Raw genomic sequence first — 24,218 nt, 5'->3', positions numbered from 1 at the left:
ATGTGCCTGGAATTCGTGGTGGCCGGACATTTGAGCCTGAAGAACGGCGTCGCTTCGGCTGGTCTGGGTTCCGGCCATCGCAAATCTTGCTCGTAACGAGTCTTGCTTGCGACAAGTCTTGCTCGTGAATCATGTCGAAGACGTGGATGCCCGGCGCACGGCCGGGCATCACGAACCGCAAAGCTGTGGAGGAAAGCCCTCAACTGCTCTTCTCGCCGCTCATGATGGGGCCGAACCGCTCCCAGCTCTCGCCCTTGAAGCGCATCATCTGCAACTGCTCGATCGGCGCATAGTCGTCCGGCCCGGTCTTGATCTTGGTGCCGGGCAGATAGATGCCGATCTCGAAGTTGAGGCTGGCCGCCTGCTTCATCAGATTCTCGCGGGTAAGATTGTCGCCGCACTGCCGCAACACCTGCTCGAGCCCCTTGGCGACACCATAGCCGAATACGGTCGCGGCGTCGTCGAGGTCGCCTTCGGGATACCATTTGGTCATGAAGGCGCGCCACTCGGTCATCGCCGGATCGTTCTTCCACTCGGTATCCTTGGGGTCCTTGAGATACGCCGTGGACAGCACGCCCTGGCTCGCTTCATAGCCAGCCGGCTTCATCACGCCGCCGATCGAGCCGGAGACGTTGGTCAGGAACTGCACCGGATGCCAGTCGAGCTCGGCGGCTTTCTTGATCGCCTGCGCCGCGAATTTCGGCGTGGCGATGTTGACGAAGATGTCGGGGTTGGCGCCCTTGATCTGCACGATCTGCGAATCCACCGTCGGCGACGAGGTCTCGTAGGAGGATTCGACGATGATCAGCTTCTTGGCCTGTTCGCCGAGCCCGTCGTGCAGGCCGATCAGGTAGTCCTTGCCGAAATCGTCGTTCTGGTAGAGCACGCCGATGGTCTTGCCCGGATAGTTCTGCAAAATGTACTTGGCATAGATGCGCGCTTCGACCTGGTAGCTCGGCTGCCAGCCCATGGTCCACGGGAAGTTCTTCGGATCATTCCACTTGGCCGCGCCGGTGGAGACGAACAGCTGCGGCACCTTCTTGGCGTTCATGTATTTCTGGATCGCGGTGTTGCCCGGCGTGCCCAGCGGATTGAAGATCAGGAGCACCTCGTCGCTCTCGACCAGCTTGCGGGCCTGCTCGACCATTTTCGGCGGTGAGTAGGCGTCATCGTAGGAGATGAAGTTGACCTTGCGGCCGTTGATGCCGCCTTCGCTGTTGAGCTTGTTGAAATAGGCGGCTTCGGTCTTGCCGATCGTGGCGTAGGCGGACGCCGGACCGGAATAGGGCATGATGTTGCCGACCTTGATTTCGGTGTCGGTTGCGCCCGGATCGTATTTCTTCTGCGCGTTGGCTGCGCTTGCGAAGGCGATCGTCAAAAGCCCCGCAAGCGCCGCGGACTTGACGCAGTTGGCATAGCTCAAGCGTTGGTGGTGCATCATTGTCCTCCCTGACATGCTGGCCGCGGCTCTTGCAGTCTTGATTATCGGGCAGCTTGATGAGCCGTCGGATCGATGCGTCGGCGAGTATGCACGATTGCAACATTGTTGCCAGCGACGGCTTTGCGGGTAAATTTCCGTGGAGCGGAACCACGGTTTCACCGCCGGGCAGCAAGGACTGTCAAATGCCGCGCGCGGCAGCCGTGCATGATGCCCGAGCTTTGCAGGAAGGCCGTCGTCCATGAATCCAGCCCAGAAGGCGCTCTGGTACATCGAAAGCCATCTCGGCGCGCCGCTGACGCTCGACGAGATTGCCGCCGTTGCGGGCGTCTCGCGCTTCCATCTGGTACGGGCGTTCGCGGAAGCGACCGGGTTCTCGGTGATGCGTTATGTGCGGGCGCGCCGCCTCAGCGAAGCCGCGCGCCAACTCGCGGCCGGTGCACCCGATATTCTCAGCCTCGCGCTGGATGCGGATTACGGCTCCCACGAAGCATTCACCCGCGCGTTTCGCGACCATTTCGGCGTCACGCCCGAGACGGTGCGCGCGACAACGTGCCTGACGAAGCTCAATCTCCAGGAGCCGATCACCATGATCTCGACAGCTCTCGACCACATCGATCCGCCGCGCATTGCCACCGGAAAGGCGTTCCTCGTCGCCGGCATCGGCGAGCGTTACAATCACGACAATGGCAGCGATGCCGGCATTCCGAAGCAATGGCAGGGCTTCCACCAGCAATGCGCGCACATCCCCCGCCAGGTCGGCAACGTCGCTTATGGCGTCTGCTGCAACGGTGACGATGCCGGCAATTTCGACTACATCGCCGGCGTCGAGGTCGCTGATTTCTCCGACCTGCCGCGCGAGTTCGCGCGCGTCCGCATTCCCGAGCAGAAATACGTCGTGTTCACGCACACCGACCACATCTCGACGATCCGCCGCACCGTCAACACGATCTGGAACCGCTGGCTGCCGCAATCCGGCATGAAGGTCGCCGACGCGCCGAACTTCGAGCGCTACGACGAGAAGTTCGACGCGAGCACCGGCAATGGCGGGCTGGAGATCTGGGTGCCGGTGAAGGAGTAGCGGGCGCCGGTGCAGCAAACCCTGGTGTCGTCCCTGCGAAAGCAGGGACCTATAACCACCGATGCTTGTTATTTGCGTGACGCTGGAATGACGAGTCCCGCCTACAACTCTCGCCGCGGAGTATGGGTCCCTGCTTCGCAGGGACGACAGCGTCTTGTTGCTCGCGGGTGCCTAGATCAATGAGAGCGCGCCAGGCAGAATGCGACGACCTCTTCCAGCGCCGTCTTCATCGGTGAGGGCGGGAACAGCGCCAGCGCGTCGACGGCCATCGCGCCGTAGTGCTGGGCGCGGCTGATGGTGTCTTCGAGGGCGCGGTGCTTGGTCATCAGGCCGATGGCGTGGTCGAGGTCGGCCGATCCGATCTCGCCGCGCTCCAGCGCGCGGATCCAGAATTTGCGCTCGGTGTCGTTGCCACGGCGGAAGGCGAGCACCACCGGGAGCGTGATCTTGCCCTCGCGGAAATCGTCGCCGACATTCTTGCCGAGTTTTGCGGATTTGCCGCCATAGTCGAGCACGTCGTCGACGAGCTGGAAGGCGATGCCGAGATTCATGCCGACCGAGCGGCACGCGGTCTGCTCGGCCTTCGGGCGGTTGGCGATCACCGGGCCGACCTCGCAGGCCGCGGCGAACAGCTCCGCCGTCTTGCCGCGGATCACGGCGAGATATTCGTCCTCGGTGGTCGCGGTGTTCTTGGCGGCGGCAAGCTGCATCACCTCGCCCTCGGCGATGGTGGCGGCGGCGGCGGACAGGATGTCGAGCGCGCGGAGCGAGCCGACCTCGACCATCATCCGGAACGCCTGGCCGAGCAGGAAGTCGCCGACCAGCACGCTGGCCTCGTTGCCCCACAGCATCCGCGCGGACAATTTGCCGCGGCGCAGCTCGCTCTCGTCGACCACGTCGTCATGCAGCAGGGTCGCGGTGTGCATGAATTCGACCGCGGCGGCGAGCTTGATATGGCCGTCGCCGGAATAGTCGGCGAGCTGGGCCATCGCCAGCGTCAGCATCGGACGCAACCGCTTGCCCCCGGAGGAGATCAGGTGATTGGCGACCTCGGGGATCATGGTGACCTCGGAACCGGTCCGCGAAAGGATCGTCGCGTTGACGCGCTCCATGTCGGCGGCGACAAGTCCCACCAGCCCGTCGATCGAAGCATTGGACGGGCTTTCGAAGGGTACAATAACCGCCACGCTGGTCTCCAATTTTGCCGAATACGCACTATGCTCAGCTATAACAATAGAAACTGCGCGGTGCAGCGGCAAGGCCATCAAGTTATTGACATGTGGCGCAAGTGCCGCACAGCCGGGGCGACAGGAGAGCGTATTTTGCGGGAATTGGTACGGACCAATGACATGGTGCTGGTCTCCGCCATTGGCGCGCTGCTCGACAGCGCTAACATCCATCATCTGGTGCTGGACCAGAACATGAGCATCATCGAGGGCTCGCTCGGCGTGCTGCCGCGGCGGATCCTGGTGCATGAGGACGACAGCCACGAGGCCCGCCAGCTCCTGACCGAGGCCGGCCTCGGCCACGAATTGCGGGCCGATGATTAGAACGTTTTCAAGCGAAGTGGACCCCGGTTCGCGTGAAGAAAACGCGTCAAAAAAGGAGTCTCCGGCGGCCGGGATCACCGAAGACGGATTTCTCGGTGGCCAATTGCGCCTGCGGCAACCCCGCAGCGGCCACCGTGCCGGCCATGACGCGATCCTGCTCGCCGCGGCGACGCCGGCTCGATCAGGTGACCGCGTCGTCGATCTCGGCTCCGGTGTCGGCGCGGCCGGGCTGGCGGTGGCGCGGCGGGTGAGGGGGATCGATCTCGTTCTGGTCGAAATCGACCCGGCCCTGGCCGAGCTTGCGCGGAATAACGCCGGCACCAACGCGATCCTGGCAAAGGTGATCGTGCTTGATGTCGAAGCCGGCGCCGCGGCCTTCGATGATTCCGGCCTCGGGCCCAATAGCGCTGACGTCGTGCTGATGAACCCGCCGTTCAACGATCCGTCGCGGCATCGCGCCTCGCCGGACGGTGTACGCGAGCGCGCCCATGTCGCGACCGCGACCACGCTGGCCGGCTGGGTCCACGCGGCGCGGCGAATTCTCAAGTCGAACGGGCAGCTTGCGCTGATCTGGCGGGCCGACGGCATTGCCGAGGTGCTGGCCGCGCTGGATCGCGGTTTTGGCAGTGTCGAGATCCTGCCGGTTCACGGCGACGGGACGTCGCCGGCGATCCGAATCCTGGTGCGGGCGACCAAGGGCGGCCGGGCGCCGACGCGGCTCCATGCCGCACTGCTGCTCAATGAAGAGTCAGGCGTGCCCAATAAATGGGTGCAGGAGGTGTTGGCTGGGAAGGGGGAATTGCCGCTGGCGCGGCGCTAGCGGGCAGGGCGCTGCCCACGTTGTCAGAGGCACTAAATCACCGCGAAGCCGTTTCCGACTGGCGGTCCGGCGTGGACGTGAAGTGGATCGCCGCCAGGAGTGTACCGATCAGCAAAATCAGCAGATAGATTTTCATGAGTCCCTCTCCGCTCGCGCATTGCAGCCCCAATGACAAAATGCAAAACGCGTTCCACGGATTCCAATGACAGTGGCGTGATAAAAAGTGGTTAATTCGAGGTAACGGCATGAGTGAACAAAGAAGTGATCACGCTGGACGTTCGGGACTGCTCGAACGCGTGCAGGCAATGTTGCCGGCGCGCTTCAGGCGCGGTGCGGCCGTCGTGCCGGTGGTGCGTCTGGCAGGCGTGATCGGTGCGGTGACGCCGCTGCGGCCCGGCATGACACTCTCCGGCGTCGCCAAGATGCTGGAGCGCGCCTTTGGTACGCGGAATGCCAAGGCGGTGGCGCTGGTGATCAATTCGCCGGGCGGCTCGCCGGTGCAGTCGCGGCAGATCTATTTGCGCATCCGGCAACTCGCCGCCGAGAAGAAGCTCCCGGTACTGGTGTTCGTCGAGGACGTCGCGGCCTCCGGCGGCTACATGATCGCCTGCGCGGGCGATGAGATCTATTGCGATCCGTCCTCGATCCTCGGCTCGATCGGCGTGGTCGGCGGCAGCTTTGGCCTGGAGGGGCTGATCAAGAAGATCGGGGTCGAGCGCCGGCTCTATACCGCGGGCAGCCACAAGGCGATGCTCGACCCCTTCCTTCCCGAGAACCCCGATGACGTCGCCCGGCTGAAGGCGATCCAGCGCGAGATCCATGCGATCTTCATCGCGCTGGTCAGGCAGAGCCGCGGCGGCCGGCTCAAGGGCACCGACGACGTGCTGTTCACCGGTGAGTACTGGGCCGGCGATACCGCGATCGGTCTCGGGCTCGCCGATGGCATCGGCGACATCCGCTCCACGCTGCGGGCCCGCTATGGCGACAAGGTGCTGACCCCGGTGATTGCGCCGGCCAGCGGCTTGCTGTCCGGCCTGCTGGGCCGGCGGGCGCCAGGGGCAGGGTCGCTGGCGGCGCTGGATGGGCTGGCCGCGCTGCCGGACGAGGTGATCTCGGCGCTGGAAACCCGTGCGATTTGGGCCAGATTCGGGCTGTGAACACAGGGATGTGAGCGCGCCATTTAGTCCCAAAACCGCGATTGCGGCGCAGGCCACCTTGCGCGAGAATGCTCGGCATTGGGGGCCTGACAGACGTGAACGACAAGGATCGACCGATGCCGCCGCTGATTGCATTCGCAGGCGTCTTGGGAAGCTTGGCCGTGGTCCGCTGGGCGTACAAGACGGCCGTCCGGATCAACCAGGAACTCGAAGAGGCGCGATTGTCCCGCGTGGCCGAGGCCACCCGCGCGGGCGAAATCAAGACCCTTCGCCGCGACCCCGTGACCGGGGCCTATCGCCCGGGCTAACATCGTGGTCATTCCGGGGCGATGCGTCAGCATCGAACCCGGAATCTCGAGATTCCGGGTCTGGTCCTTCGGACCATCCCGGAATGACGCTAAACATCTCCCATCGCCTTGATTCCATTGGCTGCCGCCGATACGGTCCCGCGCGCCTCACACCCCCTCGCGAGATCGATTCCAACGATGGACGCCCTGCCTGACCACATGCGCCCGGAACGTTCGTTCCAGGGCTTCATCCTGGCCCTCCAGCGGTTCTGGGCCGAGCAGGGTTGCGTCATCCTGCAGCCCTACGACATGGAAATGGGCGCCGGCACCTTCCATCCCGCGACCACGCTGCGCGCGCTGGGGCCAAAGCCCTGGAACGCCGCCTATGTGCAGCCCTCGCGGCGGCCCAAGGACGGCCGCTACGGCGAAAACCCCAACCGCCTCCAGCACTACTACCAGTTCCAGGTGATCATGAAGCCGTCGCCGGCGAACCTTCAGGAACTGTACCTGAAGTCGCTGGCCGCGATCGGCATCGACGCCGCCGTCCATGACATCCGCTTCGTCGAGGACGACTGGGAGAGCCCGACGCTCGGCGCCTGGGGTCTCGGCTGGGAGTGCTGGTGCGACGGCATGGAGGTGTCGCAGTTCACCTACTTCCAGCAGGTCGCCGGCGTCGAATGCGCGCCGGTCGCGGGCGAGCTCACCTACGGGCTCGAGCGGCTCGCGATGTATGTGCAGGGCGTCGACCGCGTCTACGATCTCAACTTCAACGGCCGCGAGGGCGCCGAGAAGGTCACCTATGGCGACGTCTTCCTGCAGGCCGAGCAGGAATACTCACGGCACAATTTCGAAGTTGCCGACACCGCGATGCTGTTCGAGCAATTCAGGATGGCGGAAGAGGCCTGCCGCAAATATCTCGCCGCCGGCTGGCGCGAAGGTGGCAACAGTAAGGAACATCTGATGGCCTTGCCGGCCTACGACCAGTGCATCAAGGCGAGCCACGTGTTCAACCTGCTCGACGCCCGCGGCGTCATCTCGGTGACGGAGCGGCAGAGCTATATCGGGCGCGTGCGCGACCTGGCGAAGGCCTGCGGCGAGGCATGGATCCACACTGAAACGGGCAGGGCGGCCTGATGCCCGATCTTCTCCTCGAGCTGTTCTCCGAAGAAATTCCCGCGCGCATGCAGGCCAAGGCGGCCGACGATCTGCGCCGCATGGTGACCGACAAGCTGGTCGCCGAAGGCCTGGTCTATGAAGGCGCCAAGGCGTTCGCGACCCCGCGCCGTCTGGCGCTCACCGTGCACGGGATTCCGGCGCGCCAGCCTGATCTGAAGACTGAACGTCGCGGCCCGAAGATGGGCGCCCCGGATGCGGCGGTGCAGGGCTTTCTGAAAGCGACTGGTCTCAAATCGCTGGATGAAGCGAAGATCCAGAAAGATCCGAAGGGCGACTTCTACATCGCGCTGATCGAAAAGCCCGGCCGCGCCGCGATCGACGTGATCGCGGAAATGCTGCCGGTGATCATCCGCACCTTCCCCTGGCCGAAGTCGATGCGCTGGGGCGCGCGCTCGGCCAAATCAGGCTCGCTCACCTGGGTGCGCCCGCTGCACGCCATCACCGCGACCTTCGGTCTGGAGACCGAGGAGCCCGACATCGTCAAGTTCTCGGTCGACGGCATCGAGGCCGGGCAGACCACCTATGGCCATCGCTTCATGGCGCCGGGTGCGATCTCCGTGCGCCGCTTCGAGGATTACGAGGCCAAGCTGAAGGCCGCGAAGGTGATCCTCGATCCGCAGGCGCGCAAGGACATCATCCTCGAGGACGCCAAGGAGCTGGCGTTCGCGCAGGGCCTCGAACTGGTCGAGGATCAGGTGCTGCTCGACGAGGTCTCCGGCCTCGTCGAATGGCCGGTCGTGATGATGGGATCGTTCGAGAAGGAATTTCTGTCGATTCCGGATGAGGTGATCCGCGCCACCATCCGCAACAACCAGAAGTGCTTCGTGGTCAGGGATACCAAGACCGGCAAGCTGACCAACAAGTTCGTGCTGACCGCGAACATCGAGGCGCCCGACGGCGGCAAGACCATCGTCGCCGGCAATGAGCGCGTGATCCGTCCGCGGCTGTCGGACGCGAAGTTCTTCTACGAGACGGACCTCAAGACCAAGCTCGAGGACCGGCTGCCGAAGTTCGAGCAGATCGTGTTCCATGAGAAGCTCGGCACCCAGGCGGAGCGGATCAAGCGGATCGAGCGGCTCGCCGCCGAGATCGCGCCGCTGGTCGGCGCCGATGTCGCGAAAACCAGGCGCGCCGCTTGCCTCGCCAAGGCGGATTTGCTGACCGAAGTGGTCGGCGAATTCCCGGAGTTGCAGGGCTTGATGGGCAAGTACTACGCGCTGGCGCAGGGCGAGGATGCCTCCGTCGCCGCCGCCAGCGAGGAGCACTGGAAACCGCAGGGGCCGACCGATCGCGTGCCGACCGATCCGGTCAGCGTCGCGGTGGCACTGGCGGACAAGCTGGATACGCTCGCGGGGTTCTGGGCGATCGATGAGAAGCCGACCGGATCGAAGGACCCGTACGCGCTGCGCCGGGCGGCGCTCGGCGCGATCAGGCTGATCGTCGAGAATACGCTGCGCCTGCCGATCCTGAAGACGGCCAAATCCGCGTTGCTCGGATTGTCGCTCAAGGCCGATGCCGAAACGCTGCCGAACGATCTGCTCGCCTTCTTCGCCGACCGCCTGAAGGTTCAGCTCCGCGATCAGGGCGCGCGTCACGATCTCGTCGATGCCGTGTTCTCGCTTGGTGGCCAGGACGATCTGTTGCTCGTCGTCCGGCGCGTCGAGGCGCTCGGCAAATTCCTCGACAGCGACGACGGCAAAAACCTGCTCGCTGGCACGAAACGCGCCAGCAACATTCTCGCGATCGAGGAGAAGAAGGACAAGCGGACCTTCGACGGCGCGCCTGACGCCGCGCTCTACAAGCTCGATGAAGAGAAGACGCTGGCCAAGGCGATCGACCAGGTGAAGGCCGAGGCCTCCGCCGCCGTCGCCAAGGAAGACTTTGCCGGCGCGATGAGCGCGATGGCCAAGCTGCGTCCGGCGGTCGATGCGTTCTTCGACAAGGTCAAGGTCAACGACGACGATCCGAAGGTGCGCGAAAACCGCCTGAAGCTCCTCAACGAGATCCGCGCCGCGACGCGTGCGGTGGCGGATTTCTCCCGGATCGAGGGCTGATCGATGGACCGCGCGACGCTCGCCGCTTACGACAAGGATGCGGCGGCGTTTGCGCAGGACTGGCACGAACAGCCGGCGCCGGTCGATCTGCAGGAGATCGTCGGGCAATTCTTCATCGAGGGCGGCGCGACCGCCGATATCGGCTGCGGCAGCGGCCGCGAGGTGGCCTGGCTGAATGCCCACGGCTTTCCGGCCGAAGGCTATGACGCCTCCGAGGGCCTGCTCGCGGAGGCCCGCGCCCGCTATCCGACGTTGCGCTTCACCCGCGCCGAATTGCCTGACCTGTCCGGCATCGCCGCCAACAGCTTCGACAATGTGCTGTGCGAGACCGTGATCATGCATCTCGATCACGCGCTGATCGCGCCATCAGTCCGCCGCATGCTCGAACTCGTGAAGCCCGGCGGCGTGTTCTATCTGAGCTGGCGCGTCACCAGAGGTGACGATGCGCGCGATGCGCATGGCCGGCTCTATGCGGCGTTCGATACCGCACTGGTGCGGGCTGAGCTGGCCGCGGCCGAATTGCTGCTCGACGCGGAAGTCGTCAGTGCCTCGTCTGGCAAGGTCATTCACCGGCTGGTCGCCGGCAAGGGCGGGGGATGATGACGCGGGTCGCGACATGTGCCTGCGGACAGCTCCGCGTCACCTGTCAGGGCGAGCCCCTCAACGTATCGCTGTGTCATTGCCTGGAGTGCCAGAAGCGCACCGGCAGCACCTATGGCGTCGCGGCGTTCTTTGCGCGCGCCGATGTCGCGGCGCAGGGCGAGGCGTGCGAATACAGCCGGATCGGCGGCATCGGGTCTACCGTGGTGTTTCACTTCTGCCCGAATTGCGGATCGTCGGTCTATTGGGAGCCGGGCCGCGCGCCGGATCTGATCGGCGTTGCGGTCGGCGCCTTCGCGGATCCCGATTTTCCCGCGCCGTCGCAATCGGTCTTTACCCAGCGCCGCCACGCCTGGGTCGTGGACAAATGACCGGCCGCCGCTAACGGGTGTGTCCCGGCGGAATATTTCGACACAATTTGCAATTTGTTAACCATGCCCTGCGAAGGTCCTGACGAAGCAACGATTTCTTAAGACATCGCCCCTCGCGCCAATGCAGGGACCGCCCGTTGACCTCGATCGGCACCACGCCCAATCCCTACGCCCAATATGGTTCGGCCTATGCGCGGGCAGCAGCGACGCCGTCACTGGCAGCGACCTTGTCGGGCGATGGCACCGCCGGCGATCTGTCGGCGTCCTCGACATCCAACGCCGCAACCAACCTCACGCTGTCGGACGCCGCCCGCGCGCAGCTCGCCAAGGTGCCGCTGCCGGATTTTGCCACCGTCACCAGTGATGCGCGCATCACGCTCGACCGGCTCTACACGGTCGCCGGCGTCAAGGCGCCGATTGTCGACGGCAAGACCACCATCGATCTCTCGACGCTGGACCGTCGCTCGCTGTTTGCGATCTCGACCAACAATGGCGGCAAGTTCACGCCGGACGAGCAGGCGGTTGCGGCCACCGAGCTGAAGCAGCGCTTCGACAAGGCGTTGGAACCGTCGCTGGCGACCACGCGCCTGGCCGGCGACTACAGCGTCAGCTACAAGGCCGCGCTCGATTATCTCGATGGGGCGAGCGATGAGGAGAAGGCCACCGCGACCTGGGCCAGCCAGCGCGCCGCGGTGCTGAAGGGCTATCAGGCGACGCAGCAGGATCCCAACACGGCGCCATCTGGAATTTCCGGCGATCCGATCGCGGCCGCGCTGGCGGGGACGGCGCCTCCCACGAAGAGTACCGCGCGCGACTTCAGCAGCATCGCCGGCGACGTGCGCGCCTTCCTCGATCGGCAGAAGAGCGAGGCGGCGAAGACCGGCAAGGAGTTGGTCTACGATTCCCGCCGCAAGACCGGACAGCTCGCCGACCTTTCCTCGCTCGACAACCGCTCGCTCTCGGCGATCTCGCTGAACCAGGACAAGAAGTTCTCCACCGAGGAGATCTTCGCGGCCAAGCAGGAACTCAATACGCGGACGCGTCTCGCCGTGCTCGACGCGCTGAAGCAGAGCCAGACCGCCGGCGATCCGCGCCAGTTCAGCCTCGGCATCCTCAAGCAATATTCCTCGATGAGCGCGGAGGAGCGCCAAGCGACCAACTGGACGCAGGATTTCCAGGACGCTGCGATCAAGAGCTACAAGTCGACCTCGACGTTGCTCTCGATCCTCAAATCGTAACCCACTCGACACTCAAGCGAAGCGCGCAGCGGGTTGCGTGAAGAACGTGAAGAAAGCGCGTCAAGGACAGGCGCTGGAATTCATCACAACACGACGATCACAACACACGGAAGAGCCCCGCCCGGAGGGGAGGCCGGACGGGGCTTTCTGGTCCGGTCGATCCTCGCGCACATCCGCTTGCGCGGCGCCCGGACTGTCGTTCAGGCGATCGTGCTGACGTTGATCTAGTCGACCACCTGAACGATCCGTCGCGAACGCGGCTCGACCAGAACGGTCTCACCGTTCACGACGGTGTAACGATAGGGCGTCGCGCCGAACCGCTGCGGCACGTCGTAAGTGGTCACGCCGGCGTCCGGCAGCACGGTGCCGACCACGATGCGATCCGGAACCGTGTAGTTCGGCACGCGCTCGCGCACGATGTACTCGCGGAAGGCCGGACGCTGCTCGACAGTAATGCCCTCGTCATCATCGACTGCAACCGGCGGGCCACCGCGGACGACGCCAACGGTCTGGGCCTGTGCGGCAACAGCCGGCACCGTGATCGCAGCAGCGACCGCTGCAACGGCAAGTATTCTGTTTCGCATGGCTCGCTCCATTCTTTTATGGCGCGCGCCGGCCTTCGCCGATGCGCACGGCGAGCCAATGCATCGGCTGCGGTGATGTTCCGGAAAACCGCCGCCATATACGCGGCAATTTGGAGCAATTTTCGTGAGTTACCGGAACTCTCAGGCCGCGCGGGCGTCTTGATGTGGGAACCGCCGCAGCGGATAAACTGCCGCTCGATTCGCTCTTCCAAGAAACCCCCGGAGAAAACTTCAATGACCATCACCGCTGGGCATCTGCCTGCTATCGTGGCTCTGATCGCAGGCGTCCTGATCCTGATCATGCCGCGGCTCCTCAATTACATCGTCGCGATCTATCTGATCTTCGTCGGGTTCGTGGGGATGGGTCTGCTGCGCTGGCTGCACCTCTAGCGGGAAAGCGGGGTTTCGCGGCTTGCGCGGAACCCCTCAAAATGGTGTAAGGCGCGCATCTTCGACCCCTCTTTTCGGATTGTTGTCTGACATGGCCAAAGCCGTCGCGAAGTCCAAGAAAACTGCCGAGAAAACAGCAGCGAAATCAAAGCCCTCCGCCGCGGCCCGCAAGGCCGCACCAGTGCGCAAGGCGCTGAAGAAGAGCGCCCCGAAGGCGGCGCCGAAAGCCGCCCCCAAATCGGCTGCAAAGCCGGCCGGCAAGGCGCCGGCGAAGGCCGTTGCGAAGAAGGCGGCCCCGGCTGCGATCAAGGCCGGCAAGTGGGTCTATACGTTCGGCGACGGCAAGGCCGAGGGCCAGGCGACCTTGCGCAATCTGCTCGGCGGCAAGGGCGCCAACCTCGCGGAAATGGCCAATCTCGGTCTGCCGGTGCCTCCCGGCTTCACCATTCCGACCTCGGTCTGCACCTATTTCTACGAACACGACAAGACGTATCCGAAGGAACTGAAAGCACAGGTTGAGAAGGCGCTCGACTATGTCGGCAAGCTGACCGGCAAGACGTTCGGCGACGCCAAGAACCCGCTGCTGGTCTCGGTCCGCTCGGGCGCGCGCGCCTCGATGCCGGGCATGATGGATACCGTGCTCAACCTCGGCCTCAACGACCGCACCGTCGAGGCGCTCGCCGAACTCTCCGGCGACCGCCGCTTCGCCTATGACAGCTATCGCCGCTTCATCACGATGTATTCGGACGTCGTGCTCGGCTTCGAGCATCATCACTTCGAGGACATCCTCGACACCTTCAAGGACGGCCAGGGCTATTCGCTCGACACCGACCTCACCGGCGACGACTGGGTCGAGCTGGTCGGCAAGTACAAGGAGGCGGTCGCCAAGGAGACCGGTCACGACTTCCCGCAGGATCCGCACGATCAGCTGTGGGGCGCGATCGGCGCGGTGTTCTCATCCTGGATGAACGCCCGCGCGGTGACCTATCGCAAGCTGCACGACATTCCGGAATCCTGGGGCACCGCCGTCAATGTGCAGGCGATGGTGTTCGGCAACATGGGCGAGACCTCGGCGACCGGCGTCGCGTTCACCCGCAATCCCTCGACCGGCGAGAGCAAGCTTTACGGCGAGTTCCTCATCAACGCGCAGGGCGAGGACGTCGTCGCCGGCATCCGTACGCCGCAGGACATCACCGAGGAGGCGCGCCAGGAATCCGGCTCCGACAAGCTGTCGATGGAAGCCGCGATGCCGGTCGCGTTCAAGGAGCTGACGCGGATCTACACGCTGCTCGAGAAGCATTACCGCGACATGCAGGACATGGAGTTCACGGTCGAGCAGGGCAAGCTGTGGATGCTGCAGACCCGCGGCGGCAAGCGCACCGCGAAGGCGGCGCTGCGCATCGCGGTCGAGCTCGCCAATGAAGGCCTGATCTCGCGCAAGGACGCGGTGACGCGGATCGATCCGGCCTCGCTCGACCAGCTGCTGCACCCGACCATCGATCCGGCCGCCAAGCGCGACGTGATCGCGACCGGCCTGCCGGCGTCGCCAGGCGCCGCCTCCGGCGAGATCGTGTTCTCGTCGGACGAAGCGGCCAAGCTGCAGGCCGACGGACGCAAGGTCATCCTGGTCCGCATCGAGACCAGCCCGGAAGACATCCACGGCATGCACGCCGCGGAAGGCATCCTCACCACCCGCGGCGGCATGACCTCGCACGCGGCGGTGGTTGCGCGCGGCATGGGCAAGCCCTGCGTCTCCGGCTGCGGCACCATCCGCGTCGATTACGGCCGCGGCACCATGAGCGTGGGCTCGCGCACCTTCAAGACCGGCGACGTCATCACCATCGACGGCTCGGTCGGCCAGGTGCTGGCCGGCCGCATGCCGATGATCGAGCCGGAGCTGTCCGGCGAGTTCGGCACGCTGATGGGCTGGGCCGACGCGGTCCGCAAGCTCGGCGTCCGCGTCAACGGCGATACGCCCGATGACGCGCGCACCGCGGTGAAGTTCGGCGCCGAGGGCATCGGCCTCTGCCGCACCGAGCACATGTTCTTCGAGGAGACCCGCATCCGCACCGTGCGCGAGATGATCCTCTCCGAGGACGAGCAGTCGCGCCGCGCCGCGCTGTCGAAGCTGTTGCCGATGCAGCGCGCCGACTTCGTCGAGCTGTTCGAGATCATGCAGGGCATGCCTGTCACGATCCGCCTGCTTGACCCGCCGCTGCACGAGTTCCTGCCGCACACCCAGGCCGAGATCGAGGAAGTGGCGCGCGCCATGAACACCGATCCGCGCAAGCTCGCCGACCGTGCCCGCGAACTCTCCGAGTTCAACCCGATGCTCGGCTTCCGCGGCTGCCGTCTCGCGATCGCCTATCCGGAAATCGCCGAGATGCAGGCGCGCGCGATCTTCGAGGCCGCCGTCGAGGCCGGCAAGCGCACCGGCAAGCCGGTCGGTCTCGAGGTGATGGTGCCGCTGATCGCGACCAAGGCCGAGTTCGATCTGGTCAAGGCGCGGATCGATGCGACCGCCAACGCGGTGATGAAGGAAACCGGCGTCAAGCTGAGCTACCAGGTCGGCACCATGATCGAGCTGCCGCGCGCCTGCCTGATGGCGGGCGAGGTGGCCGAGACCGCGGAGTTCTTCTCCTTCGGCACCAACGACCTGACGCAGACCACCTACGGCATCAGCCGCGACGACGCCGCGAGCTTCCTCGGTACCTATGTCGCCAAGGGCATCCTCGAGATCGATCCGTTCATCTCGGTCGATCGCGACGGCGTCGGCGAACTCGTCAGGATCGGCGTCACCCGCGGCCGCAAGACGCGGCCGAGCCTCAAGGTCGGCATCTGCGGCGAGCACGGCGGCGATCCCGCGTCGGTCGCGTTCTGCCACGAGGTCGGGCTCGACTACGTCTCGTGCTCGCCCTATCGCGTGCCGATCGCGCGTCTCGCCGCAGCGCAGGCCGCGCTCGGCAAGGAGATTGCCAGCCAGGCGTGAGCGACTGCGTAGTTCAGAGAAGTGCAATGGCCGGGACCAAGTCCCGGCCATTTTTGCTTGTTGCGTGCGCTGTCGTCAGCACGCAGCGACGGTGCCGCGTAACACCTTGTTCACCATCTTCGTTGACCGGTTGTTTACGACCTTCGTGCGCCGCGCATTTACCAAGGCGCGCAATGCAACATGCGAAACATCTACGATCGCTTGAGTGTAGCGCGCGAGCAACGCCGATTAACTCCGCGGCAACCTAAACGGTTTAGCAACGAGAAAGGTCGAATTGCGCGGATGTACCGCGTTCGATTGCACTCAGTAAGCGTTGCGTGAGCGTACGATGTTTGTGTCGCGTAACCAGCCGAAGGGCGCACGTCTTGCGCTCTTCGGTCTCGGTCTTGGCATCTTCGCACTTATGCCGACCGAGATCGGATATCAGGATATTGCCTCGCTCCTGGCCCGGCAGCCCGGCGTCGCCGAGCGCTGGCAGAAGCGCGTCTTCGCCTCCGCCGTCGGCTCCATCCAGGTCGCGACCTACAGTTTCGGCCGTCCGATCGGCACGTCCGCGCCGCAAGCCCCGCAAATCCTGCTCGCAAGACTGGACAGTTCGAACCTCGACATCACCGGAACGGTGACGCGCAATCCGATCGCAGCCCCGCCGCCGCGCTACCAGGCATCTGATTTTCCCAAGGTCGATCGCACCCTGAAGGGCGATCGCCTCGTCGTCCGGCGGCCTGATCAGGTCGAACCTGCGGAGCCTGCAAATACGGCGCCGGCGAACGAAGATCCCGCGACATCGAATTCGTCGGTCAAAGGCATGAAGACCGCGACCGCGCCGGCCGATAGCGCGCCGCTCGATCCTGAATTGCAGGAGGCGCTGCGCGCGCCGCCCTTGCTGCAATATGCCAAGCCGTCGCCGCAGCAAAACGACGTGTCGCTCTCGCTCGAGGCCAACCCGCTCGACGATCTGAAGCCCGCGCCCGCGAAGCCCGCGGCTGCGCCTGCCGATGCGGCGCGGGAGCGCGACCCGTTCGCATTCCAGACCGCCAACCTGTTCTTCGGCGCGTCGCTCGGCACGCCGGAGAACCTCGAACGCTGGCAGCCCGGCGAGGCGCCGGTTGTCGTGACGCCGGCAGCAACGCCCGATCCCGACATGAAGGTGATGGCATCACTGCCGGTCGATGCCGATGGTCCGGTCAAGGCCGGCGAGATGGGCGAGAGCATCGCGCCGAAGGGCGAGGTCAATGCCGACGACCAGCACACCAAGACGCCGGCCGAGCGGCTCGGCCTGTTCGACGAGAAGTCACGCGCCAAGTCGGAGAAGTGCCTCGCCGAGGCGGTCTATTTCGAAGCCCGCGGCGAAGCGGTGCGTGGCCAGATCGCGGTCGCCCAGGTGGTGCTGAACCGCGCCTTCTCCGGCAAATATCCGGAGACGGTGTGCGGCGTGGTCTACCAGAACAAGAACCGCCACTACGCCTGTCAGTTCACCTTCGCCTGCGACAATATCGCTGACGTCGTCCGCGAGCCCGACATGTGGGATCGCGCCAGGAAGATCGCGAAGGCGATGCTCGACGGCGAATTGTGGCTGCCGGAAGTCGACCGCTCGACCCACTACCACGCCTATTGGGTGCGGCCGTCCTGGGTCAGCGAGATGAAGAAGATGTACAAGTTCGGCGTCCACACCTTCTATCGCCCGCGCGCCTGGGGCGACGGCAGCGACGCGCCGAGCTGGGGCAACCCGGCCGAGACCGCCAAGATCTCGGCGCAACTTGCCGAGGCCGCCCAGAGCTCGGCCGAGCAGGCCAGCGCCAGGCGATAGGGCTGCCAACCTAACCTCCCCTTGAAATGGGGAGGTCGCTTTGCTCGTCAGAGCAAAGCGGTGGGGATCTGGTCCCTCCACGAGCAGCGATGCTTGACCCCCATCCCAACCTTCCCCCTTTCAGGGGGAGGAGACGGCAACGTTCCCCGCCATTCGGGCCTGAGCCGTCGCGATTTCGGGGCAGACGCGTCGCAACCTAACGACGTCGTTCCGGGATGGCCGGCAGGGCCTGCCCCGGAATGACGGTCATCATCCTCTCCGATTCTGCAGAGCAGCCCTGCAGGCGAATATTTTTCTCCGGCCCCTCTTGGGGTTTTCATGCACCTGCATTAATTCCCCGTAATGTTCGGCGGGGCTGCTCCCCGCGCAGCAGTTGCTGGGGAAGACAAGATGGCCGTTACCACCGGGGATCTTCGACCGACGTCGGGCACGTGGCGCACGCCGCTTGTCATCATCGTCTGCGGCTGCGCGATTGCGCTGCTGAGCTTCGGCCCGCGCTCCAGCCTCGGCTTCTTCGTCCAGCCGATGAGTCATGAATTCACCTGGGGCCGCGACGTGTTCGGCCTCGCGCTGGCGCTGCAGAACCTGCTGTGGGGGCTCGGCCAGCCGATCGCCGGTGCGATTGCCGACCGCTTCGGCCTGCTGCGTGTGATGGTCGTCGGCGCACTGCTTTACGCCGCGGGCCTGCTCCTGATGCGTTACTCGGCGACGCCGCTCTCGCTCAACCTTGGCGCCGGCGTCTTGATCGGCTTCGGCCTGTCGGGCTCCTCGTTCAACCTGGTGCTGTCAGCGTTCAGCAAGCTGCTGCCGCCCGCGCAGCGCGGCATTGCGCTCGGCGCCGGCACCGCCGCGGGCTCGTTCGGCCAATTCCTGTTCGCGCCGTTCGGCGTCGCGATGATCGACAATTTCGGCTGGCAGACCGCGCTCCTCGTATTCGGCGCGCTGATGCTGCTGATCCTGCCGTTGTCGCTGGCGCTCTCGACGCCGCCGGCGGAGACGAATGACGCTGCGCCCGCCGATCAGCAGTCGTTCAAGACCGCGCTGGCGGAGGCGTTCGGCCATCGCTCCTACGTGCTGCTGGTGCTCGGCTTCTTCACCTGCGGCTTCCAGCTCGCCTTCATCACCGTGCATTTGCCGGCCTATCTCGCCGATCGCGGCATTCCGGCATCGACCGGCGGCTGGGTGATCGCGGCGATCGGCCTGTTCAACATCGTGGGCTCGCTCAGCGTCGGCTGGCTGCAGAACGTCTTCCCGAAGCGCTACATCCTGTCGGTGATCTACTTCACCCGCGCGCTGTCGATCATCGCCTTCATTTCGTTCCCGATCACGACCTTCTCGGCGATCGCGTTCGGCGCGATCTCTGGCTTGACCTGGCTCTCCACAGTGCCGCCGACTTCGGCGCTGGTGGCGCTGATGTTCGGCACGCGCTGGTTTGCGACGCTGTACGGCTTCGCCTTCGTCAGCCATCAGGTTGGCGGCTTCCTCGGAGTCTGGCTCGGCGGCATCGTGTTCGAGCAGTATGGCTCCTACACCCCGATCTGGTGGCTGTCGGTGCTGTTTGGCGTGCTGTCGGCGCTGATCAATCTGCCGATCGTCGAAAAGCCCGTCGTCCGCCCGGTTGCGCAGCCTGCCTGATGCTCTTTGTAGTGAGCATGATCTCCGCGCAAACGCGTTCCGCGTTTGTCGCGAGGGAAAACCGGTTTCCACTTTCCCGGATCATGTTCTAAACCATTCCCCGAAACCAAGATTACGGGGAGTGCACATCGTGGCAACGTTCAAGGCAATCAGGATCGACAAGGCGGACAAGGGTACCACCGCCGCACTCACCCAATTCGATGAAGCCGAGCTGATGGACGGCGACGTCACCGTCCGCGTCGAATGGTCGACGCTGAACTACAAGGACGGTCTCGCACTGACCGGCAAGGCGCCGGTGGTGCGCCGGTTCCCGATGATCGCCGGCATCGATTTCGCCGGCACGGTCGAGCAATCCAGCCATCCGGACTGGAAGGCGGGCGACAAGGTCGTCTGCAACGGCTGGGGCATGGGCGAGACCCATCTCGGCGCCTATGCGGAAAAGGCCCGGGTCAAGGGCGACTGGCTGGTGCGGCTGCCCGACGGCATCTCGGCCCGCGATGCGATGGCGGTCGGTACCGCCGGCTATACCGCGATGCTCTCGGTGCTGGCGCTGGAGAAGCACGGCCTGACCCCGAAGAGCGGCCCGGTGGTGGTCACGGGTGCCGCCGGCGGCGTCGGCTCGGTGGCGATCGCCGTGCTGTCGAAGCTCGGCTACCACGTCATCGCGTCGACCGGGCGGATGTCGGAGACCGACTATCTCAAGGGTCTCGGCGCCGCCGAGGTGATCGACCGCGCCGAACTGTCAGGTGCGCCAAAGGCGCTGGCGAAGGAGCGCTGGGCCGGCGGCGTCGACAGCGTCGGGTCGACCACGCTCGCCAACCTGCTGTCGATGACCAAGTACGGCGGAGCCATCGCAGCCTGCGGTCTGGCGGCCGGTATGGACCTGCCGTCGTCGGTCGCGCCCTTCATTTTGCGGGGTGTGTGCCTTCTCGGTATCGATTCAGTGATGTGTCCGATCGAACTGCGCAGGACCGCCTGGCGCCGTCTTGCCAGCGACCTGGATAAGGCGAAACTGGCTGATATCACTCACGAAATTGCCTTGGACGAAGTCATGGACTTTGGCGCGAAAATCCTTGGTGGCCAGGTCCGCGGCCGCATCGTGGTAAAAATAGTCTGAGGACGTTCAGACTTTACCAACCAAGCTGCTCCAATGTTGCCACTGTTGGTATGGTAAGCAGCGGGTAAAGAGACTTGCGGCATGATCCCGGGGGGCCGGGTTTCCTCGCGCAGACGCCGAGAAGCGTTGGTGCGGGGATCATGCGCAACAAGGAGCGGGTGCCCGCGCTCGTCAGTGGAGTAGCTCATGCTTGCGCGTTTGGTGTTGGGGGCCGTCACGGCCGGAGCGATGGTCGTGCCGGCATTCGCGGGCCAGATGAACGCCGATGAGGCCCGCAGGTTCGTCGCCGGCAAGGTGTTCGCGTTCACCTGTTTCGATGGCACCCGTGGCGCCGGCCGCATCCTCGACGATCTGGGTGCGACAGGCTCGATCCAGTTCTCCGGCTCGGGGCCGATCCGTCACGTGCGCCTGCCCGGCAACACGCTGCAGATCCGCGGTCAGAGCGTTTGCGCGTCCCTGAAGGGCATTCCGTTCGAACCGTGCTTCAATCTCGACAAGCAGGATGACCGCACGTTCCGCGGTTCGGTCTCCGGCATGGGCTTTGCCTATTGCGATTTCCATCACCAGGGCGGCCAGCAGATGCTGATGGCGCGCGCGGCGGCGCGTCCGCGCTCGCTGCATCCGCGCACCCGATCCGCGGATGCCTCGCAGACCGAAGTGTCGCGCGTTGAGACGCCGCAGGTCGGAAGCGCGAAGCTCGAGCCGGTCAAGGCCGAGCCCGCCAAGGTCGAGAGCGCGCCGGAATTGCGTCGCTCCACTGACTAACCTTTCATCTGCGCGCTAACGGGAATAGCGCTGCCAAGCCGTAGTCATACGGATGGCGGTCGCCACGCCTTGCTCGCTACTCAATACCTGGCGTTCGCCGCGAGGCGGGACATTGGGGACTCTGATTTTGAGTAGTCATATGGCGCAATATTTTTTTCGAATCAGTGACGGCGATTACGCTGGTGCATCCGACCACGCGACGGAGTTTGAAAGCCGCGACGTGGCCTGGGCCGAGATGACCAAGGTCTGCGGAAATTTCCTCGGCAGCATTTCGCGTAATCTGAAGCAGAACAGCGAATGGCACATGGAGCTGCTCGACGAGGGCAGAAAACCCGTGTTCAGGATTCGACTGGTCGCCGAGTCCGTCGACTAAAGACTGTCTTTCGAGACGGCAGGTTCTAACCCTCGGCCTGCGCGAGCGGCGGAGCGGCCCGCCTGCGAAACAGAATCCGCTGATACAGCCAGCCGATCGCGACCAGCACGACGCCAAGGCACATGAACGACAGCGCCCGGTAGACACCAGTGAGCGTCGACATGTCGATCAGGAACGCCTTCAGGATCGTCAGCCCGATCACCGCAGCAGACGCGAGCCGCGCCCGCTGCGAGTTGACCATGATGCCGACGCCGAGCAGCGCGACGCCGAACATCAGCCAGGCGATCGAATAGGTGTATTGCTCCGCGCCCGTGGTCTCGCCGCGTGTCAGCACCGGTCCATGGTAGAGCCTGCGGACTTCGAACGTGACATAGGCGAGCGCAAGGACCAGCGCGCCGGCGGCGATCGTGTTGGCGTAGCCGGCAGGACGATGGCCCGCCACCGCATAGGACAGCAGCAGCGCCAGCACCGCCGGCAGCGCATAGCCGAGCAGCAGCAGGTTGATGAAGCTGCCGCCGACGTCCTGCCACCACAGCATCGGGTTCTCCAGCGCCAGCAGCCCGAACAGGCTGGCAAGCCCGGCGAACGCGGTCAGCAGGATCGCGCCGACATTATGCACGATGCTGCCGCTGCGCAGGCGCAGCCGCTCCAGTCCGATCGCCATCGCAAGTGTCACGCCGACCTGCAGTGCGACCTCGGTCAGCCCGGCGCTGGCGTAGTAGACATCGCCGCTATTGACCGCGTGGCGGATCTCCATGAAGGCGAGCAGCACCGTGAACAGGATCGCGGCGGACTCGACGATGCGCAGCGGGACGTCGTCGCCGTTGCGGCGCAGGAAATGGCTTGCCGCCCAGAATGACAGCGCCGGAACGCCATAACCCCACAGCAGCCAGTTGAAGATCGGCGTGCTGCCGACGGCGTCGCCCGCGATCCGCGGCTCATAGCCGACGCGCAGCACGACGATGCCGGCCAGGATCGCGGCAAGCCAGCGCAGGAACGGGATCGGCCGCCGCACCGACAGCCACGCCGTACCCATCGAGACCAGCGCGAGCGCGATGGTGAGCCAGCCCTTGTCGAGCGCGAAGGTCAGCGCCAGCGCCAGCGAGGCGAGCGCGCCGGTGGCGGACAACGCAATCGAGGGCGACAGCTCCGGCCGCTCGCCGCGCCGGGTCAGCGCCTCGGTCGCGGCTGCGTAGGCCGCCGCCAGCAGCACGGCTGATATCGCGAACGGGATCGAACGGTCGAGATGCGCGATGCGTGCATAGAGCGCGACCAGCAGCGCGACCGGCGTGAACACCGCCGCTGCAGCCCAGGTCACCGTCACCTTCGTGGTGACAAAACGGAATTGCGCGAGGAAGCCGGCGATGCCGAAGGCGGCTGCGAAAAGCGCCGCGGTGACGAGATGCAGCGAGACCGAGCCATCGGTCGCGGACGGGCCGATGCCGGGGATCGCACCGCCCGGCAGCACCAGCATGTCGACGTTGCGGCGGACGGCCCATTCGCCGAACACGATGAAGACGAACACCGATGCAGCGCCGATCGCTCCGGCGGCGGCAGGCGCGCGCCAGGCGACAAAGAGGCTTGCGGCTGTCAGCAGCGCAAAGCCGATCATCGCCGTGTCGGCGTGCGCGCTGTTGAGCACGATCAGCATCGCGCCAAGCAGATAGGCGGCGAGCGAGCCCGAGGAGATCGGCTCGATCTCCTCGCCATCGCCGTCGGGACCGAACATGAAGCCGCAGACCACGAGCAGCGCCGCCAGCACGAAGCCTGCGATCACATGGAAGACGTGCGGCGCGATCATCTCGGGCCCGCATGCCAGGCACGGAAAGGTCCACAGCAGCGCGAAGGCGATCGTCGTGACCGCGAGCCAGCGCCACAGCCGGATGCGGGCAAGTGCGAAGGCTGCCGCCGTGACGATGGCGAGGTAGATGTAGAGCGACCAGAAGTCGGGCTTGTCTGACGACACCAGGAGCGGCGTGACGAAGGCGCCGACGATGCCGAGCCCGGCCAGCGCGGGTCCGTGCAGCAGCGCGGCCGCCAGCGCGCCGAGCGCGACCATGCCGAGCAGGATGAAAGCGGTTGCCGGCGCGAGGAAGTCGTACAGCGCATAGGCGGCGTAGACGGTGGCAAACGCCACCGCGGTGCCGGCGGCGGTGAGGATCGCCGGGATGTTGGCGATCGGCAGCGCGGCGATGTTGGAGATGCTTTCCTGGCGCCTGGTCCATTCACCGGCGCCGAGCAGCGCCAGCGCAAACAATCCGCCGAGCATCGTGCGAACGCCGGGGCCGAGCAATCCGGCCTCGATCGAATAGCGCACCATAAAGAAGCCGCCGAGCGCGAGCGTCAGGCCGCCGATCCAAACCACCCAGCGCGTGCCGAGCGTCTCCTCGAAGCCGGGAGCCGGCTGCGGCGGAGCTGGCGGCTCCGGCAGGGGCGGCGGTGCGGCGCCGGGCGCGTCCGCGGCTGGCTCGCTCTGCGCGGCTGGCTCGCCGGGAGCCGCCTCCGGGAGCGGTGGCGGCGCGGCGGAAGGCACCGTCGGCAGCGGTTGCTCGAACTCCTGCAGCGGGGCCAGCGGCGGCGGCACGGCCGTCCGCACGGCGGCGCCGCCCGCTGCCTCGATCGCATCCAGCCGTCGCTGCAGCAGGTCGATCCGGCCCAGCGCCTTGCGCGCGAAAATGATAGCGACGATGGCAAGGACCAGCGTCAGGAAGTCGAACGGCGAATCGAACATTGGGCCTCCGGCAGGACGCGCCGGACTTGGCCAGCCGGCGGCCCGTCGCAACCTA

At 65.3% G+C, this 24,218-nt stretch carries 21 protein-coding genes; 17 read left to right on the top strand and 4 right to left on the bottom strand.

Going from position 1 to position 24,218, the window contains the following annotated elements; genetic code table 11:
* Positions 1–199 precede the first annotated feature (199 nt).
* Positions 200–1,441, bottom strand: coding sequence for an ABC transporter substrate-binding protein (locus IF803_RS10805; RefSeq protein WP_461192136.1), 1,242 nt, complete (start codon positions 1,439–1,441; stop codon positions 200–202).
* 238 nt (positions 1,442–1,679) lie between these two features.
* On the opposite strand from IF803_RS10805, the gene IF803_RS10800 reads away from it, so the two are divergent.
* Positions 1,680–2,519, top strand: a complete 840-nt coding sequence (locus tag IF803_RS10800; protein WP_461192135.1) for an AraC family transcriptional regulator — start codon at positions 1,680–1,682, stop codon at positions 2,517–2,519.
* A 176-nt stretch (positions 2,520–2,695) separates the two neighbouring features.
* On the opposite strand, the gene IF803_RS10795 is transcribed toward IF803_RS10800, so the two are convergent.
* The gene (locus tag IF803_RS10795) at positions 2,696–3,706 is read right to left on the bottom strand and encodes a polyprenyl synthetase family protein (RefSeq protein ID WP_026193158.1); all 1,011 of its coding nucleotides are present in this window, start codon (positions 3,704–3,706) and stop codon (positions 2,696–2,698) included.
* 135 nt (positions 3,707–3,841) lie between these two features.
* On the opposite strand from IF803_RS10795, the gene IF803_RS10790 reads away from it, so the two are divergent.
* From IF803_RS10790 to IF803_RS10750, 9 genes are all read left to right on the top strand, one after another.
* Entirely contained in the window at positions 3,842–4,069 is a 228-nt protein-coding gene (locus tag IF803_RS10790; protein ID WP_461192134.1) for a putative signal transducing protein, read from the top strand.
* A gap of 16 nt (positions 4,070–4,085) precedes the next feature.
* A complete protein-coding gene (locus IF803_RS10785) occupies positions 4,086–4,889 on the top strand; it encodes a tRNA1(Val) (adenine(37)-N6)-methyltransferase (protein WP_461192160.1) in 804 nt (267 codons plus the stop codon).
* Positions 4,890–5,134: 245 nt separating this feature from the next.
* On the top strand, positions 5,135–6,046 hold the full coding sequence (locus IF803_RS10780) for a S49 family peptidase (protein WP_461192133.1): 912 nt from the start codon (positions 5,135–5,137) through the stop codon (positions 6,044–6,046).
* A 116-nt stretch (positions 6,047–6,162) separates the two neighbouring features.
* Positions 6,163–6,354 carry a hypothetical protein gene (locus IF803_RS10775; RefSeq protein WP_026193154.1) on the top strand — a complete coding sequence of 64 codons (192 nt, stop codon included), beginning with the start codon at positions 6,163–6,165 and terminating at the stop codon, positions 6,352–6,354.
* Between the two features lie 177 nt (positions 6,355–6,531).
* Entirely contained in the window at positions 6,532–7,467 is a 936-nt protein-coding gene (locus tag IF803_RS10770) for a glycine--tRNA ligase subunit alpha (protein ID WP_461192132.1), read from the top strand.
* Positions 7,467–9,563 (top strand): glycine--tRNA ligase subunit beta, encoded by a 2,097-nt coding sequence (gene glyS / locus IF803_RS10765; protein ID WP_461192131.1) that lies wholly within the window; start codon positions 7,467–7,469, stop codon positions 9,561–9,563. Before IF803_RS10770 ends, glyS begins: the two co-directional genes overlap by 1 nt.
* Before the next feature lie 3 nt (positions 9,564–9,566).
* Entirely contained in the window at positions 9,567–10,163 is a 597-nt protein-coding gene (locus IF803_RS10760; protein ID WP_461192130.1) for a class I SAM-dependent methyltransferase, read from the top strand.
* Positions 10,160–10,534, top strand: a complete 375-nt coding sequence (locus IF803_RS10755; protein ID WP_461192129.1) for a GFA family protein — start codon at positions 10,160–10,162, stop codon at positions 10,532–10,534. Before IF803_RS10760 ends, IF803_RS10755 begins: the two co-directional genes overlap by 4 nt.
* Positions 10,535–10,671: 137 nt before the next feature.
* Positions 10,672–11,772, top strand: coding sequence for a hypothetical protein (locus tag IF803_RS10750; protein ID WP_461192128.1), 1,101 nt, complete (start codon positions 10,672–10,674; stop codon positions 11,770–11,772).
* 224 nt (positions 11,773–11,996) lie between these two features.
* Here IF803_RS10750 and IF803_RS10745 read toward each other — a convergent pair whose 3' ends face one another.
* A complete protein-coding gene (locus IF803_RS10745) occupies positions 11,997–12,356 on the bottom strand; it encodes a DUF1236 domain-containing protein (protein ID WP_028343713.1) in 360 nt (119 codons plus the stop codon).
* Positions 12,357–12,590: 234 nt separating this feature from the next.
* On the opposite strand from IF803_RS10745, the gene IF803_RS10740 reads away from it, so the two are divergent.
* The 7 genes from IF803_RS10740 (at position 12,591) to IF803_RS10710 (ending at position 21,432) form a co-directional block, all read left to right on the top strand.
* Complete coding sequence (locus tag IF803_RS10740; protein ID WP_461192127.1) at positions 12,591–12,746, top strand: DUF3096 domain-containing protein; 156 nt, start codon at positions 12,591–12,593, stop codon at positions 12,744–12,746.
* Positions 12,747–12,837: 91 nt separating this feature from the next.
* Positions 12,838–15,735 (top strand): pyruvate, phosphate dikinase, encoded by a 2,898-nt coding sequence (gene ppdK / locus IF803_RS10735; RefSeq protein WP_461192126.1) that lies wholly within the window; start codon positions 12,838–12,840, stop codon positions 15,733–15,735.
* A gap of 328 nt (positions 15,736–16,063) precedes the next feature.
* The gene (locus tag IF803_RS10730; protein ID WP_461192125.1) at positions 16,064–17,542 is read left to right on the top strand and encodes a cell wall hydrolase; all 1,479 of its coding nucleotides are present in this window, start codon (positions 16,064–16,066) and stop codon (positions 17,540–17,542) included.
* 390 nt (positions 17,543–17,932) lie between these two features.
* Positions 17,933–19,177, top strand: a complete 1,245-nt coding sequence (locus tag IF803_RS10725; protein ID WP_028343717.1) for an MFS transporter — start codon at positions 17,933–17,935, stop codon at positions 19,175–19,177.
* Positions 19,178–19,307: 130 nt separating this feature from the next.
* Positions 19,308–20,294, top strand: a complete 987-nt coding sequence (acuI, locus tag IF803_RS10720) for an acrylyl-CoA reductase (NADPH) (RefSeq protein WP_461192124.1) — start codon at positions 19,308–19,310, stop codon at positions 20,292–20,294.
* A gap of 186 nt (positions 20,295–20,480) precedes the next feature.
* Positions 20,481–21,059 carry a hypothetical protein gene (locus IF803_RS10715; RefSeq protein ID WP_028343719.1) on the top strand — a complete coding sequence of 193 codons (579 nt, stop codon included), beginning with the start codon at positions 20,481–20,483 and terminating at the stop codon, positions 21,057–21,059.
* Between the two features lie 139 nt (positions 21,060–21,198).
* A complete protein-coding gene (locus tag IF803_RS10710) occupies positions 21,199–21,432 on the top strand; it encodes a DUF6894 family protein (protein WP_016844381.1) in 234 nt (77 codons plus the stop codon).
* Between the two features lie 25 nt (positions 21,433–21,457).
* Here the strand turns inward: IF803_RS10710 and IF803_RS10705 are convergent, their stop codons facing one another.
* Positions 21,458–24,163, bottom strand: coding sequence for a DUF2339 domain-containing protein (locus IF803_RS10705; protein ID WP_461192123.1), 2,706 nt, complete (start codon positions 24,161–24,163; stop codon positions 21,458–21,460).
* Positions 24,164–24,218: the final 55 nt, after the last annotated feature.

This window comes from Bradyrhizobium sp. UFLA06-06, assembly GCF_054820065.1.
This window is presented reverse-complemented; position numbering and strand designations above follow the sequence as displayed.

Bases quoted from the DNA above. Each gene is read 5' to 3' on its own strand.
- IF803_RS10805 (WP_461192136.1), bottom strand. From the start codon at position 1,441: ATGATGCACCACCAACGCTTGAGCTATGCCAACTGCGTCAAGTCCGCG.
- IF803_RS10800 (WP_461192135.1), top strand. From the start codon at position 1,680: ATGAATCCAGCCCAGAAGGCGCTCTGGTACATCGAAAGCCATCTCGGC.
- IF803_RS10780 (WP_461192133.1), top strand. From the start codon at position 5,135: ATGAGTGAACAAAGAAGTGATCACGCTGGACGTTCGGGACTGCTCGAA.
- IF803_RS10775 (WP_026193154.1), top strand. From the start codon at position 6,163: ATGCCGCCGCTGATTGCATTCGCAGGCGTCTTGGGAAGCTTGGCCGTG.
- IF803_RS10770 (WP_461192132.1), top strand. From the start codon at position 6,532: ATGGACGCCCTGCCTGACCACATGCGCCCGGAACGTTCGTTCCAGGGC.
- glyS (WP_461192131.1), top strand. From the start codon at position 7,467: ATGCCCGATCTTCTCCTCGAGCTGTTCTCCGAAGAAATTCCCGCGCGC.
- IF803_RS10760 (WP_461192130.1), top strand. From the start codon at position 9,567: ATGGACCGCGCGACGCTCGCCGCTTACGACAAGGATGCGGCGGCGTTT.
- IF803_RS10755 (WP_461192129.1), top strand. From the start codon at position 10,160: ATGATGACGCGGGTCGCGACATGTGCCTGCGGACAGCTCCGCGTCACC.
- IF803_RS10745 (WP_028343713.1), bottom strand. From the start codon at position 12,356: ATGCGAAACAGAATACTTGCCGTTGCAGCGGTCGCTGCTGCGATCACG.
- IF803_RS10740 (WP_461192127.1), top strand. From the start codon at position 12,591: ATGACCATCACCGCTGGGCATCTGCCTGCTATCGTGGCTCTGATCGCA.
- ppdK (WP_461192126.1), top strand. From the start codon at position 12,838: ATGGCCAAAGCCGTCGCGAAGTCCAAGAAAACTGCCGAGAAAACAGCA.
- IF803_RS10730 (WP_461192125.1), top strand. From the start codon at position 16,064: ATGTTTGTGTCGCGTAACCAGCCGAAGGGCGCACGTCTTGCGCTCTTC.
- IF803_RS10725 (WP_028343717.1), top strand. From the start codon at position 17,933: ATGGCCGTTACCACCGGGGATCTTCGACCGACGTCGGGCACGTGGCGC.
- IF803_RS10715 (WP_028343719.1), top strand. From the start codon at position 20,481: ATGCTTGCGCGTTTGGTGTTGGGGGCCGTCACGGCCGGAGCGATGGTC.
- IF803_RS10710 (WP_016844381.1), top strand. From the start codon at position 21,199: ATGGCGCAATATTTTTTTCGAATCAGTGACGGCGATTACGCTGGTGCA.
- IF803_RS10705 (WP_461192123.1), bottom strand. From the start codon at position 24,163: ATGTTCGATTCGCCGTTCGACTTCCTGACGCTGGTCCTTGCCATCGTC.